The sequence below is a fragment of the Bacillus sp. 522_BSPC genome, assembly GCF_001076885.1.
Taxonomy (GTDB): domain Bacteria; phylum Bacillota; class Bacilli; order Bacillales; family Cytobacillaceae; genus Niallia; species Niallia hominis.
In genome coordinates, this window is sequence record NZ_JVDT01000113.1 from 37,239 (window position 1) to 53,574 (window position 16,336).

Genomic DNA, 16,336 nt, shown 5'->3' on the forward strand with positions numbered 1-16,336 from the left:
GAGGCTCATACAGGCAAAGTTATAAATGTAGCCGGGAGAAGTCGTGGTGAAAAGAAGCGAGGAGAGTGAAGAGAATTGAAAAGTGATATCCTTAGAAAAATAATTGGTGGGATTCTCCTTGTTTCATTAATATCTTTAGTATGTAATCAATCATTTCAAGAATATCTTCATATTCCCAAAAGCATTACATTGTTTGAGGGGCAATCGATGGAAATCAACAATAGTGAGGCGATTCCTGTGACAGCAAATGTAGCAGACGAAGATTCGGTTGTTGCATTAAGCCAGGAAAAAGGCAAACTTTCTTTGCAAGGAAAAGTAAGTGGGAAAGAAGAGATGATGCTTGAGCTAGCGGGTTTTCCGATAAAAAAAGTGGATGTGAATGTTCTAAAAGACTTTAAAGTCATTCCTGGTGGTCAATCCATCGGGGTGAAATTAAATACAGTTGGCGTACTGGTGGTTGGGCATCACCAAGTTAATACAGAAGAAGCAAAACAATCGCCTGGCGAAAAAGCTGGGATCAAAGTTGGCGATATGATTGTTGAAATAAATGGACAGAAAATCGAAAAAATGGCAGATGTTGCACCATTTGTTCAAAAAGCAGGCGAAGAAAATAAACCATTAGATTTAACAGTTAAAAGAGAGAAGAAAGAATTTAAAACCAAGTTAATGCCGCTTAAAGAAAAAGGGGACAACACATTTAAATTAGGGCTTTATATAAGAGATTCAGCAGCAGGGATAGGAACAATGACTTTTTATCACCCTGATTCCATGAAATATGGGGCTTTAGGTCATGTGATATCAGATATGGATACAAAAAAACCAATAGTTGTGGATGATGGAGAAGTACTGCGTTCTACTGTAACAAGTATTGAAAAAGGCAGTAATGGCAATCCAGGTGAAAAATTAGCAAGATTTTCAGAAGATAAAGAAGTTATCGGGGACATTAAAACAAATAGTCCTTTTGGAATATTTGGGGAACTAAATAAAAACATTAAAAATGGAATCATGGACGAGCCAATGCCGATTACATTATCAGACCAAGTAAAAGAAGGACCAGCACAAATACTAACGGTCGTAGATAATGATCAGGTGAAGCTTTTTGATATCGAAGTAGTAAGCTCTGTACCACAAAAATATCCTGCTACAAAAGGATTAGTTATTAAAGTAACAGATAAAGAATTATTAAGTAAAACAGGTGGGATTGTCCAAGGTATGAGTGGTAGTCCAATTATCCAAGATGGAAAAGTAATTGGAGCAGTTACCCACGTCTTTGTAAATGATCCAACTAGTGGCTATGGAGTTCACATTGAATGGATGTTAAATGAAGCAGGAATTGATATATACGAAAAAGGTCAAAAAGCGTCATAGAAAAAACGGGCAACAACAAAAACAAAAAGTATCATGAAAAGGAGTTTTATTCATCCTTTCCATGATACTTTTTGAATTTACATATTTTGCATAATGAAATCAAATAAATAACCAACAGTAATAAACAATCCAAACATTGTATTCGTCAATCCTGTGTTTTTCATAGCAATCGGTGTTTGGCTTTTATCACCTCTAAAGCCTTTAATTGCTTCAAGCGGCTTCTTAAAGCTTAGTAATACTATTAATAGCCAAGGACTAAAAATGCCGAAAGCAACAAAGATAACAACCCATAAATAGGATAGAATAAATAATGCCGCAAGCAGATTGACTGCCTTATTAAAACCGATTAGGATAGCAATTGTTTTTCTTCCACCTAAAGTATCCTCTTCGATATCTCTAATATTATTTGATAAATTAATTGCACCAATGAGAATTGCGATTGGTACAGAAATCATTATACTTTCTTGATTGATTTCACCAGCCTGGATATAAAATGAAATAAGGATAAAGATACATCCCATACAAATACCAGAAAAGACCTCGCCAAATGGGGTATAAGCAATTGGGAGTGGCCCTCCAGTGTACAAATAACCAATTGCCATGCCAAGTAAGCCGACTAAAGCAATCCACCAACTAGTTTGGGAACAAATATAAATACCCAAAAGTAATGCAATAACATATAGGCTAATTGCCATATTTAAAACTAATTTTGGTTTCATTCCATGATGTACAATGGCTCCACCAATTCCTACTGACTCAGCAGTATCAATGCCTCTTACATAATCATAGTACTCATTGAATAAATTGGTTGCTATTTGAATAATCAAACAAGCGAACATCATGGCAAAAAATAAACCCCATTTTGTTGAGGCGTGTGGGAAAGATAAAACCGTACCAATGGAAACAGGTACAAAGGAAGCAGTTAACGTATGCGGTCTTGTTAGCTTCCATAGTATTTTAAAAGTAGGTTTTACTTCATTCGTTGCATTCTCCATATAAAAATCCTTTCTATCATTGAGCAAATTAAAAAGCACAAGTACTTTTACCATTGTGCTAAGCTTTTATCTGAAAATAACAGATAAGTTGGCCCAAAAAAATTAATGCTTTTTGTCCAACTTTAATAATACCGTTAAAGTAACAACTCAACAAGAATATATTCATAAAAAAGTCATAATTTTTTCTTCCAGAAAAAGAAGTGTTTAGGTAAAAAGAAGTTAATTTAGATGTATTCTTTTTCTATGCAAAGAAGTGGGGTATAATATTGATATAAAGATTTTTCGACAAAATGATGAAATGTATCGAATTCGGTCGAAAACATGAGAAAATGAGAGAAATAATGAGTTTTTCCCTATTTTTTAAGTTTTTTTTATAAAATCAAAGGATTATGGGTTGCTTTGTCGAAAATGTCCTTTAGAATAAAAAATATAGATAAAATTAGAGACATTTGGACCTAAGGGAGGAAACAACTGTTGAAAAAAATAAAAGTTTGTATTGTTGATGATAATCGCGAACTAGTAGGTTTATTGGAAGAGTATATAGATACTCAAGATGACATGGAAGTAATCGGTGTTGCGCATAATGGTCAAGAGTGTCTGGAATTGATCGAACAACTAGAACCAGATGTGATGGTTCTCGATATCATTATGCCTCATCTCGATGGCTTAGCTGTATTAGAAAGAATGCGCCAAATGAATAAAAAAATGCCTAATGTCATTATGCTAACAGCTTTTGGACAAGAGGATGTCACGAAAAAGGCTGTTGAATTAGGAGCATCTTACTTTATTTTAAAACCGTTTGATATGGATTATTTGGCAGGTCATATTCGCCAAGTTAGCGGTAAAACAACTGGGTTTGTGCGAAAATCTTCTTCTTCCTTTAAAACGCAACAGGAACCAAAAACAAAGAATTTAGATGCTAGCATTACAAGTATTATTCACGAGATTGGTGTCCCAGCCCATATTAAAGGCTATCTTTATTTAAGGGAAGCCATTTCGATGGTCTATAATGACATAGAACTATTAGGATCGATTACAAAAGTACTCTATCCAGATATCGCTAAAAAATTTAATACAACTGCAAGCCGTGTGGAGCGTGCAATTCGTCATGCGATTGAAGTCGCTTGGAGCAGAGGCAATATCGATTCCATCTCATCCTTATTCGGCTACACTGTCAGCATGTCTAAAGCAAAACCAACGAACTCAGAATTTATCGCGATTGTGGCAGATAAGTTAAGGCTGGAACATAAGGCTTCTTGAGAGGGTTAGAATAAAGGGTTTTTGGTTATTGCTAATCCAACCAATTCTTTGAAAAACAACTTTTTTTGCGGATTTAAGCCAATAAATTTTTACCTTCTCACCCAATAAATCATTTTGATTTGTTGGGTTTTGTTTTTGTTGGAGATGAAGATGTACAGAGTGAAGTTAACAGAACTACAATTTCATGCAGATGATTTATTTTTTCCTGTCAAAGCAAGACTGTAGCATCTTATAAGCAGAGTCAAAAGCTAATCTTAGTCCTATTTAAAAGTGGAACAGGAGATATTGACAATCTCAAAAAGACTGCACACAAAACCTCTCATTAATATTAACTGTCTGCTCATCTAATTGCTAACTGAATAAATTATAAAGGTGAAATTGATAAAATTGTTAGGAATTAAAAACCATAAAAAGGAATTTGTTTTAAAAAATTGAAAAATTATCATCGGAAGATTTGCTTTCTGTTGATTAACCTGTTACTATAAAGAAGACTTATTTTTGTTCTCTAGAAAATAGTTGAGATTTACATATTTCTTTATTTTTTACTACGAGCAAGGATAGTAATACATTTGTGCATAAAGCACATAGGAGGAAACAAGAAATGGCTACAGGTAAAGTAAAATGGTTTAACGCAGAAAAAGGATTTGGTTTCATCGAAACAGCTGAAGGACAAGATGTATTCGTACATTTCAGCGCTATTCAAACAGAAGGTTTCAAAACATTAGATGAAGGTCAAGAAGTTTCTTTTGACATAGAAGAAGGTCAACGCGGACCTCAAGCTGCTAACGTAGTAAAAAACTAATTTAACAAAAACCGATACAGGCTCTGACTTATGTTAGAGCCTGTTTTTTTCATCATTTATAAAGCAGTAGCGAAAGAGTTCTACATAAGGAAGTGATTTCATGACGAAAATATTTGCACACCGAGGCTATTCTTCCCAATATCCAGAGAATACCATGAAAGCTTTTGAAGAAGCTGAAAAAGCAAAGGCTGATGGAATAGAAATTGATATTCAAATGACAAAAGATGGGGAAGTTGTTATTATTCATGACGAAAAAGTTGATCGAACAACAAATGGATTAGGATATGTGCAAGAATTAAGTTATAAAGGTTTACGATCATTAAATGCAGGACATCGATTCAAGCATATTGGGAAAGAAGCTATTCCCACATTAATTGAGTTATTCGATTGGATGCAAGACAATACGATAACTTGTAATATTGAAATGAAAAATAATAAGATTCCATATAAAGGGATGGAAGAAAAAACAATTGAGCTTATTCGCAAATATGGTTTTGAAAAACGGATTATCTTTTCCTCGTTTAATCATTATAGCCTCGTACATAGTTATCGAATTGCACCTGAAATTGAAACAGCCCCTTTGTTGTCAGATGGAATATATCAGCCTTGGATATATGCAAATGCTATAGGTGCCAAAGGGTTTCATCCTAATTACAAACGCATTAACCAAGAGATAATACAATCCTCAATAGAAAAAAATATCAAAGTTAGAGCATATACAGTGAATAGTCCTAAAGCGATGAGAGCACTAATAAATGAAGGAATCTCAGCAATAATAACAGATGAGCCGATTCTTGCACGTGAATTATTAACGTTGCCTTAAAGAATGATGGTTTTCCAACCTATCTTCAATTTGTTAGAGAGAGGGAGGAGAGCCTTTTTTTTTAGATAATAGCCTAAATAATCCCTAAATAACGACTATTAGGTTATCTCCTTCACCAACTCATTTCTCCACAAATTTGCAACCAATAGTATATTCAAATAAATCTTTTTTTCAGAAATAAAAGAAAATGGGAAAAAAATTGCATAATAACAGAGAGATAGGTATAGTATAGATATGAAATAAATTGCACGGATGAACAGATAGGAAGTGTACTAATGATTGATCGAACTATACAGACAACCTCTTATGCCCTATTTGATGAAATGAAGGAAGGGATTATTCTAGTGGATAATCGCGGAGTCATCTGTTATTTCAACAAAAGTGCAGAAAGAATGATAAAGGGACACTATCATCTTCAAATAGATCAACATATTTTATCGATTATTCCTACTAGTGGGATGATGAGAGTATTACATACTAAAAGAAAAGAAGAACAGAAAATATTTGCTATATCTGATAAGGATAATCTTTTAATTTCTCGTTATCCGCTAAAAAAAGAGGGAAATCAAGTTATAGGTGCATTGGCGGTATTACAAGAAGCCAATCAAAAAAGAGAATGGTTTGATGATAACAGCATCCGAGTATTGCTTACATTGATTTTGCAAAAAAATGCAGAAGCATTTGCAGTAGTCGATGATCTTGGTCATATCATCATGCAAAATCCGTCATATGAAGAGTTGCTTTCAGTACTTAATCAGAAAAAAGCACGTAACTTAATTATCAAGAATAGAGAAGAAGTCTTCCGAACAAGACGGGATGCGGAAATTTCGATAAATACGGACTCTTACAGTCTTATCATAAAAAGTACACCAATTATCGTAGATGGAATCTTAAAAGGCTGTCTGCAAAGCATCAACAGTTATACGGAAATAGTTCAGTTAAAAAGGGAACTTCAACAAACTAAAACGATTATACGCAGGCTAGAGCAAAGTTACCAATTTGAGGACTTTATTTATCAATCATCTTCTATGAAATTTGCACTTGAGCAGGCCAAGCTAATAGGAGCAAGCAAACGTGTGCTATTTATTAGAGGGGAAGAAGGCACTGGAAAGTTTATGCTTGCTAATACTATTCACAATTGGAGTGAAAATAAGTTTCATTTGTTTAAATGTATACATCCAAAGAGAAACAGAGAACAATTAATAGAACTTTTAAGTAAAAATAACGGGAACGCTAAAGGGACGGTTTACTTAGAAAATGTTACTTGTTTGTCGATGGAGGAGCAAACTTCGCTTCTAGAAATGATGAAAAAGGATGGGAAGGAAGAGAAACAATCGTCCCTTCGCCTTATTGTTTCATCTCCTATCAAACTAGAAAAAGCATTAATGGCAGGAATGTTTTTAGAAGAACTCTATGACGAGCTAATGAAATCGCATATATACTTACCTCCTTTAAGCGAGCGTAAGGAGGATATTTATCCATTAGCAAAGCATTTTCTTTTAGAACTAAATAAAGAAAGCGGAAGGTGGATAAAAGAGATTGAATTAGATGCCCAAAAAGCATTAGAAGCTTATTCTTACTCTACTAATGTCCACGAATTAAAGGCAATCTTACAACTAGCTGTAATAAGAGCAAAAGAAGAAGATACTGTGCTTAAAGCGGAGCATCTTATTCTTTCGCAAACGAGTGCAGAATCAAAAATAGATAGCCATGAGGAAATCGATGAAGATAATCAAACACTATCTGAGCTAGTCGAAAAATACGAGAAGGTTATTATAGAAAAAACCTTGAAGAAATTAGACGGGAATAAAACGTTGACGGCAAAAACATTAGGGTTATCTGTCCGCAATTTGTATTATAAGTTGGATAAGTATCATTTAAATTAATTTTTAATAAGAGGTTTTTAAAATGAGTAAATTTCGCATATTGGTAATAAACCCGAGGTCATTAGTAACAGAAATTGCCCTCTATGAAAACGAGGTTCCGCTAATAATAGACGATTTATCTCATGATTCTGATAAGTTAGCGGAATTTCCTTCTGTTGCTTCTCAATATAAATTTAGAGCAGATGAAATTTTGTCTTATCTAGTAAATAAAGGAATCAACCTTTCGAAATTAGCTGCTGTTTGTGGAAGAGGCGGTTTACTTAAGCCCATCGATGGCGGAACCTATTTGGTAAATGCTGCTATGCGTAAAGAATTGCTTGAACAAACAAGAGGAGAACATCCTTCTAATCTGGGAGCACTTATCGCTTATGAAATTGGCGAGCATTTCGAGATTCCCTCCTATATAGTAGATCCAGTTGTTGTGGATGAAATGGCCGATATCGCTAAGATTTCTGGTTACCCGAAAATTACAAGAAAAAGTATATTCCATGCCCTTAATCATAAAGCAACAGGAAGACGTGCGGCGATGGAGCTTGGCAAAAAGTATGAGGATGTTCAATTAATCATTGCACATCTTGGCGATGGGATTACAATTGGAGCACATTCGAACGGAAGAGTAATCGATGTTAATAATGGATTGAATGGGGAAGGGCCTTTTAGTATCGAACGTTCTGGAACACTACCACATGGTGATTTAGTTGATTTATGTTATTCAGGAAAATTCAGCTACGAAGAAATGAAGCAAGAATTACTATACCATTCAGGGATAATGGCTTATATCGATAAACCAAGTAGAGGATCACTAGATATAGAAGAAGAACTAAAAAAGGGTGATAATCCAAGTTATCACATTATTGAAGCGCTAGCATACCAAGTCGCTAAGGAAATCGGCAGTGTAAGTACAGTGCTATTAGGGGAAGTAGACGCCATTATCTTAACAGGTGAGCTTGCATACAGTAATTTATTTGTAAAATTAATTATGGAACGTGTTAATTGGATTGCAGATATAATGGTATATCCAGGCGAAAATGAGCGACAGTCATTGGCACAGGGAGTACTCCGAGTATTACGCAAGGAAGAATTAGTAAAAGAGTATGAAAGTAAAGGGGTGTGAAAAAATGGCAAAAGAGTATGATCTTGTCATTCTAGGTGGTGGAACAGGCGGCTATGTAGCAGCAATTCGTGCCTCCCAATTAGGTTTAAAAACAGCAGTGGTAGAAAAAGGTAAATTAGGTGGAACATGTTTACATAATGGTTGCATTCCAAGTAAAGCACTATTAAGAAGTGCGGAAGTTTATGCGACAACGAAAAAAAGTGATGAATTTGGGATTATTACATCAGATATCCGATTGGACTTTAATCGAGTGCAAGAAAGAAAATCAACCATCATAAGCCAGTTGCATAGTGGTGTGCAATATTTAATGAAAAAAGGGAAAATTGATGTTTATGAAGGAAACGGCAGAATAATGGGACCATCTATTTTTTCACCGATGCCGGGAACGATCTCAGTTGAAATGAATAATGGAGAAGAAAATGAAATGTTGCTTCCGAAAAATGTAATCATTGCAACAGGATCTAGACCGAAAACCTTACCGGGATTAGAGATTGATGGTTCGACTGTCATTAGTTCGGAGGAAGCATTACAAATGGAAGATCTTCCTAAATCCATTATTATTGTGGGCGGAGGAGTAATAGGAGTTGAATGGGCTTCTATGCTTTCAGATTTTGATGTGAAAGTAACTATTTTAGAATATAGTGATCGATTGGTGCCAACAGAAGATAAGGAAATAAGTAAAGAATTACAGAGAATCCTAAAGAAAAAAGGGATCAAGATAGTTACAGGTGCCAAGGTTTTAGCAGACACCGTCCAGAAGAATCCATCTAATGTAACTATCCAAGCAGAAAAAAATGGCGATATACAGACGTTTGAAGGAGAAAAACTGCTTGTATCTGTTGGACGTATTGGAAATGTAGAAGGAATTGGTCTGGAAAATACAGAAATTGCAGTTTCTAATAACGTAATTGAAACAAATAAATACTATCAAACAAAGGAATCGCATATTTACGCAATTGGCGATTGTATTGGAGGATTGCAACTGGCACATGTAGCCTCACATGAAGGAATAATTGCCGTTGAACATATTGCCGGGCAAAAGCCACATCCTCTAGACTATAAAACAGTTTCTAAATGCATCTATACTAGTCCAGAAATAGCTAGTGTAGGTTATACAGAAGAAGAGGCAATTGCGCTTGGATATTCGATTAAAAAAGGCAAATTCTCCTTTAAAGCAATTGGAAAAGCACTTATCTACGGGGAGCAAGATGGATTTGTAAAAATAATCTCAGATAAAAATTCAGAAGATTTATTAGGAGTTCACATTATCGGTACACATGCTACTGACTTGATCTCAGAAGGAGCTCTTGCAAAAGTGCTCGATGCAACAGCTTGGGAAATTGGAAATACGATTCATCCACATCCGACACTGTCAGAAGCAATTGGAGAGGCAGCGCTTGCAGTAGAAGGTAAAGCAATTCATGGCTAAATAAAAAAGCTAAACAAGTAAAGGGAAAGAAAATAATAAAGGCAAAAATTGATTCCATTAGGAGGTAATAAAATGACTATGGTCCATAATCGCCATTTAGAAGCTGGTTTAACAGACGACCAAGTATTGGCTATGTATGAGCAGATGCTTTTAGCTAGAAGAATTGATGAAAGAATGTGGTTATTAAATCGAGCAGGAAAAATTCCATTTGTTATTTCTTGTCAAGGCCAAGAAGCGGCACAAGTAGGAGCAGCTTTTGCTTTTGACCGTGATAAAGATTATATGCTGCCATATTATCGTGATTTAGGGGTTGTGCTAACTTTTGGGATGACAACGAGGGATATTATGCTATCAGGCTTTGCAAAAGCAGAAGATCCAAACTCAGGAGGAAGACAAATGCCAGGACACTTCGGTCAAAAGAAAAATCGTATTGTCACAGGTTCTTCCCCGGTCACTACGCAAGTACCACATGCAGTTGGCATTGCATTAGCCGGTAAAATAGAGAAGAAAGATATTGTTACCTTTGTCAGCTTTGGTGAAGGATCTTCGAATCAAGGAGACTTCCATGAAGGAGCAAACTTTGCTGGTGTGCATAAACTACCTGTTATTTTTCTATGCGAAAATAATAAATATGCTATTTCTGTCCCAATCGAAAAGCAATTAGGGTGTGCAAATGTTTCCGATCGAGCAATTGGCTATGGAATGCCAGGATACACAGTGGATGGAAATGATCCAATTGAAGTATATCGTGTCACAAAAGAGGCGGTGGATCGCGCAAGAAGAGGAGAAGGGCCAACTCTTATTGAAACTGTTTCGTACCGTTTAACCCCACATTCTTCTGATGATGATGATAGTAGCTATCGTGCAAAAGAAGAAGTAACAGAAGCAAAAGGAAAAGATCCACTATTTACATTTAGAGCTTATTTAATGTCGACTGGAATATTAACAGAAGAATTAGATCAAAGCTTAAATAAAAAGATCACGGAAGAAATAAATGAAGCAACGGATTATGCTGAAAAGGCGCCATATGCACAACCAGAAGATACACTTAAATTTGTGTATGGTGAATAAGGGGGAAATGTAGATGCCAGTAATATCCTATATAGATGCAGTAACTCAAGCCATTCGAGAAGAAATGGAGAAAGATGACAAAGTATTTATCCTTGGCGAAGATGTAGGGGTAAAAGGGGGAGTTTTTAAAGCTACAACAGGTCTTTACGAACAATTTGGCGCAGAAAGAGTAATTGATGCTCCTTTAGCTGAATCAGCTATCGCAGGGGTAGGGATTGGAGCAGCAATGTACGGCTTAAAGCCTATCGCAGAGATGCAATTCGCTGATTTTATTATGCCTGCTGTCAACCAAATTGTCTCAGAAGCAGCAAAAGTTAGATATCGTTCCAATAATGACTGGACTTGTCCTATTGTCATTCGTGCTCCTTATGGAGGTGGCATTCATGGAGCACTTTATCATTCTCAATCGGTAGAAGCGATGTTTGCTAATACTCCTGGTTTGAAAATCGTCATGCCATCTACTCCATATGATGTTAAAGGTTTATTAAAGGCGGCCATTCAAGATCCAGATCCTGTGTTATTCTTTGAACACAAACGTGCTTACAGACTAATAAAAGGGTTTGTTCCCGCTGAAGATTATGTGCTGCCGATTGGTAAGGCAGATATAAAACGAGAAGGGGAAGATATAACTGTAATCACGTATGGTTTATGTGTTCATTTTGCCCTACAGGCTGCTGAAAAATTGGCAGAGGACGGGATTTCTGCCCATGTTTTAGATTTACGAACCGTTTATCCACTAGATAAGGAAGCAATTATGGAAGCTGCCTCGAAAACAGGAAAAGTCCTTTTAATAACAGAAGACAACAAAGAGGGCAGTGTGATTAGTGAAGTTGCAGCTATTATTGCCGAAAACTGTTTGTTTGATTTAGATGCACCAATTATGCGATTAGCGGGAGAAGATGTTCCAGCGATGCCATATGCCCCAACGATGGAAAAATTCTTTTTAATTACGCCAGAAAAAGTAGAAACAGAAATGAGAAAGCTAGCAGAATTTTAAGTCGCATAAGAAGGAGTGAAAACAGATGCCAATCGAGAAAATTACCATGCCTAAACTAGGAGAAAGTGTTACAGAAGGTACGATAAGCAATTGGCTTATAGCTGTAGGGGATGTCGTTAACAAATATGATCCTCTTGCTGAAGTTATGACAGATAAAGTAAATGCAGAAATTCCTTCTTCTTTTTCTGGAAAGATTAAAGAATTAATTGCTGAAGAAGGGCAAACCCTTGATGTAGGCGAAGTAATATGTACCATTGAAGTAGAAGGGGATAAATCACAGGAAGAACAGTCTCAGGAAGAGAAGACAGTAAAAAAAGAAGCGGATATATCTATTCAAGCTGACACGAGTCAAAAAACTAGATATTCACCAGCTGTATTACGTTTATCTCAGGAAGCTGGAATTGATTTAGCGCTATTAAAGGGAACAGGCGCAGGTGGAAGAATTACAAGAAAAGATGTTCAAAAAGCGATAAGCGACGGCGTTCCACAGGTAAAAGAAGAAGAAAAAGCACCTGTAAATGTTGCAGTAACTCCCCCTAAAGAAGCGGTTGTACATAGTAGTATTCAAACAAAAGCGGGAGACAAGGAGTTGCCGATTACTGGAGTTAGGAAAGCAATTGCAAGTAATATGGTAAAAAGTAAGCATGAAATTCCTCATGCTTGGACAATGATAGAAGTCGATGTAACAAAGCTTGTCCAATATAGAAATAAAGTAAAAGATTCCTTTAAGAAAGAAGAAGGCTATAACTTAACATTCTTTGCCTTTTTTGTGAAAGCAGTTGCCCGTGCATTAAAAGAATTCCCAGAAATTAATTCTACTTGGGCTGGAGACAAAATCATTCAGAAAAAAGATATTAATATCTCCATAGCTGTAGCAACAGAAGGTGCGTTATTTGTTCCTGTTATAAAAAACGCTGACGAAAAATCAATTAAAGGAATTGCAAGAGAGATTACAGAACTTGCCAACAAAGCGAGAACGGGTAAGCTTACTATTGATGAAATGCAAGATGGCACATTTACTGTCAATAACACGGGGTCATTTGGATCTATTCAGTCAATGGGAATTATCAATCATCCACAAGCCGCAATCCTTCAAGTGGAATCCATTGTGAAAAGACCTGTAATTAAAGAGAATATGATCGCTATCTCAGATATGGTGAATTTATGCATGTCATTAGACCATCGAGTATTAGATGGACTTGTTTGTGGAAGGTTTTTACAAAGAATTAAAGAAATACTAGAAACAACATCAGAGGAAACAACACCGATCTATTAAGAAATGGGAAAAATCAGTTCCGTAAAATGGTGAATACAGCTAATACAAACATATATATTGAAAATAAGTACTTTTTTTATAATAATGTAGGAAGAAAAATATTTCATATAAGGGAGCGAAACGATGAATATTGACTTTAACTTATTCATGAATGATGTTGTCCGTCAAGCACGACAAGAAATAGTAGAAGCTGGGTATCAAGAATTAACGACAAAAGAAGCAGTAGATGAAGCATTATCCCAAAAAGGTACGACTCTTGTGATGGTGAACTCTGTATGTGGATGTGCTGGTGGAATTGCTAGACCAGCTGCAAGCTACTCGTTACATTATAAAAAAAGACCAGATCAATTAGTAACTGTATTTGCAGGACAGGATAAAGAAGCAACAGAACAAGCTCGTTCCTATTTTACTGGTTTTCCTCCATCCTCTCCTTCTTTTGCATTAATGAAAGACGGCGAACTTGTGAAGATGGTGGAGCGCCATGAAATCGAAGGTCATGATCCTATGCAAGTAGTAGAAAAACTACAAACTGCATTTGAAGAATACTGTGAAGAAGTTAAATAAGAATTGTATATTTGCTCAAAAGCTCAGGTATCTGAGCTTTTTTTGATGCAAAAATTCGGGCATGTAAGAGAAAAAACTACATATTAAGTAGCTAATCAACATAAAGAGCGATTATGTCCATGGTTTCGTTTTGTGAGAAAAAAGAATTTTCAAAAAATATAACTATATTTATTTAAAAATTAAATTTTTTCAGAATAGTATTTCATTTATTGAATTTGTATAAATTGTATTGAATATTTATAAGTATGTGTTAAAATTCATATTGTTGCATGAATATAAATGAAAGATTATCTTATAATTTGCAACAAATAAGCAATATTAATAGAGAATAGAAGCATTAGAAAGTATAGGGGGATAATAAATAATGAAAAAATTATTAACATTAATGCTGTTATCAATCGTAGTTGTTTTAAGCGCTTGTGGAACCTCTACTGATGAAAACAGTTCAAATAGTGATAGTGGATCTTCTGATAAAAAGGTACTTGTCATGGGAACTTCAGCTGACTATGCGCCATTTGAATATATTGATACAGCAAAAAGTGATGACATTATCGGTTTTGATATTGATTTAGCTAATGCATTAGGCGAAAAACTTGGGTATGAAATCCAAGTTAAAGATATGGACTTTAGCGGATTAATTTCTGCTTTGCAATCTGGAAAAGTAGATTTAGTACTATCGGGTATGTCTCCAACACCAGAAAGAGCTGAAAACGTTGATTTTAGTGATGTATATTACACATCAAAAGATTTAGTTATAACGACAAAAGATAGCAATATTAAAACAGTGCAAGACCTTGAAGGAAAAAAAGTTGGGGTACAATTAGGTTCCATTCAAGAGGATGCAGCAAATGAAATTGCTGAAACAGTAAAGATTACTGTCGAAAATCGTGACCGAATCCCGCAACTAATTCAAGAGATTAAAGCTGGAAGATTTGATGCTGCAATTATCGAAGATGTTGTTGCTACTGGCTATTTAAATAAAGAGGATACATTAACATCCTTCCCTGCAAAAGAAGCTAATCAGGATGCAGGTTCTGCGATTGCATTTCCAAAGGGCAGTGAATTAACAAGTAAGTTCAATGATGAATTAAAGAAAATGCAAGATAGCGGAGAAATTGATGAGTTAATTGTTAAATGGTTTGATAACTAATTGAGAAGTGAAAGTCGGGGACAGTTTAGGGCAAGTTTGCCCTAAACGTTTTCTTGTTTTTAAGCTAAATAGCTCAACTTTCGCACCAAAAAAATAAGTGCAAATCGTTAGTTGTATTGCGTCTATGGTCTATTAAATATGTTGCTTGACAGTGTTTAATAAAATGAAATAACACCTCATTCTTTGGTATAGTGTAATTGTAGAGAAAACACTACCATACAGAAGAGGTGCTCCCTATATGATAGACCAAAATAGCCAAAACAATCAACTACCAAAAGAACTTAATTCGGTTTTTTCTGAGCTTGAAATGAATAAACACCTGCGCCAAGCAGGAATTAAAAAATCCTTCGGTTTCAGCTGTTCCTACTTATTTCAGCTTGTTTTCTGTTTGATTTTCCAGCACAAAAATTGGTTTTCACTTCTTGATTCAAAGAAAGCCGATCAGTTTCCAGCCAAAGATGCCGTCTATCGCTTTTTAAACCAATCAACTTTTAATTGGCGCCGTTTCTTACTACTGTTGAGCATTTTTACTATTCAAAAGGTGACTCGCCTTACGAATAAAGAGCGTCCAAAAGTACTGATTATCGATGATTCTGCGTATGACCGAAATCGTAGTAAAAAGGTAGAGCTTCTCGCTCGTTGTTTTGATCATGCTTCCCTGAAAATGCGTTTCTTTAAGGGGTTTCGTATGCTCACTTTGGGCTGGTCAGATGGCTATACATTTATGCCAATTGACTTTTCTTTAGTCAGTTCAAAAAAGTCTCAAATCAATGGTATCTCTGAAAAAATTGATAAACGTACTTGTGGATACAAGCGTCGAGAAAATGCATTACAAACTGAGCCTGAACAAGTTCCTGACATGATTAAACGTGCATTAGCCAATGGGATAGATGCAAGTTATGTCCTTATGGATTCTTGGTTTACATTGCCACCACTTGTAAAGTCTATTGTGGATCAAGGATTAGACGTAATTGGTATGGTCAAAGAAACAAAACAACGTTATAACGTAAACGGGGAGATGGTTTCTTTAAAGCAACTATACCGCCTAGCTGGACCCATTCAATCCAAGAAAGGAATTCTTCGTTCCATCCATACGATCATGGCTAATGGAACACCAATTAAAGTGGTATTCATTCAAAACAGAAATAAGAAAAGCGACTGGCTTGCCATCCTCAGCACAGACTGCACTCTTTCAGAACAGGAGATCGTCCGAATCTATGGAATGCGCTGGGATATCGAGGTATTCTTTAAGGCGGCCAAATCTCTTTTGAAACTTGAAAAAGAATTCCAAAGCCGTTCATATGACGCGCTTATTTGCCATACAACGATTGTGTTTTCTCGTTTTATCGTTCTGTCGTGGCAGAATCGCTGTAATACCGATCAACGCACAATAGGTGGTCTGTTTTACGAATTATGCGATGAAGTAAATGAACTTGATTGGGCTGTCGCATTACAGCAATTGATCGAGCTTCTTCAAGATGCACTTAAACAAACGAATAAGAAAATCAAAAAAATAATTCAAAGTCAACTTGAACAGTGGATCGCTGGCCTTCCTAATTATATCAAGGCTTATTTGCCGATATCACTCTGCGAAAGTTGAG

At 35.8% G+C, this 16,336-nt stretch carries 14 protein-coding genes; 13 read left to right on the plus strand and 1 reads right to left on the minus strand.

The genetic code is table 11. The features are described from left to right. Positions 1 to 75 precede the first annotated feature (75 nt). Positions 76 to 1,368 carry a SpoIVB peptidase gene (spoIVB, locus tag ADJ83_RS08700; protein WP_031535232.1) on the plus strand — a complete coding sequence of 431 codons (1,293 nt, stop codon included), beginning with the start codon at positions 76 to 78 and terminating at the stop codon, positions 1,366 to 1,368. Between the two features lie 77 nt (positions 1,369 to 1,445). On the opposite strand, the gene ADJ83_RS08705 is transcribed toward spoIVB, so the two are convergent. Then, on the minus strand, positions 1,446 to 2,363 hold the full coding sequence (locus tag ADJ83_RS08705) for a 1,4-dihydroxy-2-naphthoate polyprenyltransferase (protein ID WP_031535230.1): 918 nt from the start codon (positions 2,361 to 2,363) through the stop codon (positions 1,446 to 1,448). Positions 2,364 to 2,837: 474 nt separating this feature from the next. Between ADJ83_RS08705 and spo0A the strand changes: the two genes are divergently transcribed. From spo0A to ADJ83_RS08765, 12 genes are all read left to right on the plus strand, one after another. Next, complete coding sequence (gene spo0A / locus ADJ83_RS08710; RefSeq protein ID WP_031535228.1) at positions 2,838 to 3,623, plus strand: sporulation transcription factor Spo0A; 786 nt, start codon at positions 2,838 to 2,840, stop codon at positions 3,621 to 3,623. Positions 3,624 to 4,224: 601 nt separating this feature from the next. Next, a complete protein-coding gene (locus ADJ83_RS08715; protein ID WP_016203255.1) occupies positions 4,225 to 4,425 on the plus strand; it encodes a cold-shock protein in 201 nt (66 codons plus the stop codon). Positions 4,426 to 4,525: 100 nt separating this feature from the next. Beyond that, positions 4,526 to 5,248 carry a glycerophosphodiester phosphodiesterase gene (locus ADJ83_RS08720; RefSeq protein ID WP_031535224.1) on the plus strand — a complete coding sequence of 241 codons (723 nt, stop codon included), beginning with the start codon at positions 4,526 to 4,528 and terminating at the stop codon, positions 5,246 to 5,248. Positions 5,249 to 5,523: 275 nt separating this feature from the next. After that, the gene (locus ADJ83_RS08725; protein WP_031535222.1) at positions 5,524 to 7,134 is read left to right on the plus strand and encodes a sigma-54-dependent Fis family transcriptional regulator; all 1,611 of its coding nucleotides are present in this window, start codon (positions 5,524 to 5,526) and stop codon (positions 7,132 to 7,134) included. Between the two features lie 22 nt (positions 7,135 to 7,156). Continuing rightward, positions 7,157 to 8,248 carry a butyrate kinase gene (gene buk / locus ADJ83_RS08730; RefSeq protein ID WP_031535220.1) on the plus strand — a complete coding sequence of 364 codons (1,092 nt, stop codon included), beginning with the start codon at positions 7,157 to 7,159 and terminating at the stop codon, positions 8,246 to 8,248. Between the two features lie 4 nt (positions 8,249 to 8,252). Further along, entirely contained in the window at positions 8,253 to 9,677 is a 1,425-nt protein-coding gene (lpdA, locus tag ADJ83_RS08735) for a dihydrolipoyl dehydrogenase (protein WP_031535218.1), read from the plus strand. 78 nt (positions 9,678 to 9,755) lie between these two features. Further along, the gene (locus tag ADJ83_RS08740; RefSeq protein ID WP_031535216.1) at positions 9,756 to 10,748 is read left to right on the plus strand and encodes a thiamine pyrophosphate-dependent dehydrogenase E1 component subunit alpha; all 993 of its coding nucleotides are present in this window, start codon (positions 9,756 to 9,758) and stop codon (positions 10,746 to 10,748) included. A 13-nt stretch (positions 10,749 to 10,761) separates the two neighbouring features. Beyond that, a complete protein-coding gene (locus tag ADJ83_RS08745; RefSeq protein WP_031535214.1) occupies positions 10,762 to 11,745 on the plus strand; it encodes an alpha-ketoacid dehydrogenase subunit beta in 984 nt (327 codons plus the stop codon). Between the two features lie 25 nt (positions 11,746 to 11,770). Further along, positions 11,771 to 13,021 carry a dihydrolipoamide acetyltransferase family protein gene (locus ADJ83_RS08750; RefSeq protein WP_031535212.1) on the plus strand — a complete coding sequence of 417 codons (1,251 nt, stop codon included), beginning with the start codon at positions 11,771 to 11,773 and terminating at the stop codon, positions 13,019 to 13,021. A gap of 123 nt (positions 13,022 to 13,144) precedes the next feature. Continuing rightward, positions 13,145 to 13,585: a BrxA/BrxB family bacilliredoxin gene (locus ADJ83_RS08755; RefSeq protein WP_031535210.1), complete on the plus strand. Its 441-nt coding sequence runs from the start codon at positions 13,145 to 13,147 to the stop codon at positions 13,583 to 13,585. A 364-nt stretch (positions 13,586 to 13,949) separates the two neighbouring features. Further along, a complete protein-coding gene (locus ADJ83_RS08760; protein WP_031535207.1) occupies positions 13,950 to 14,735 on the plus strand; it encodes a transporter substrate-binding domain-containing protein in 786 nt (261 codons plus the stop codon). A 238-nt stretch (positions 14,736 to 14,973) separates the two neighbouring features. Continuing rightward, a complete protein-coding gene (locus tag ADJ83_RS08765; RefSeq protein WP_048717268.1) occupies positions 14,974 to 16,335 on the plus strand; it encodes an IS4 family transposase in 1,362 nt (453 codons plus the stop codon). Position 16,336: the final 1 nt, after the last annotated feature.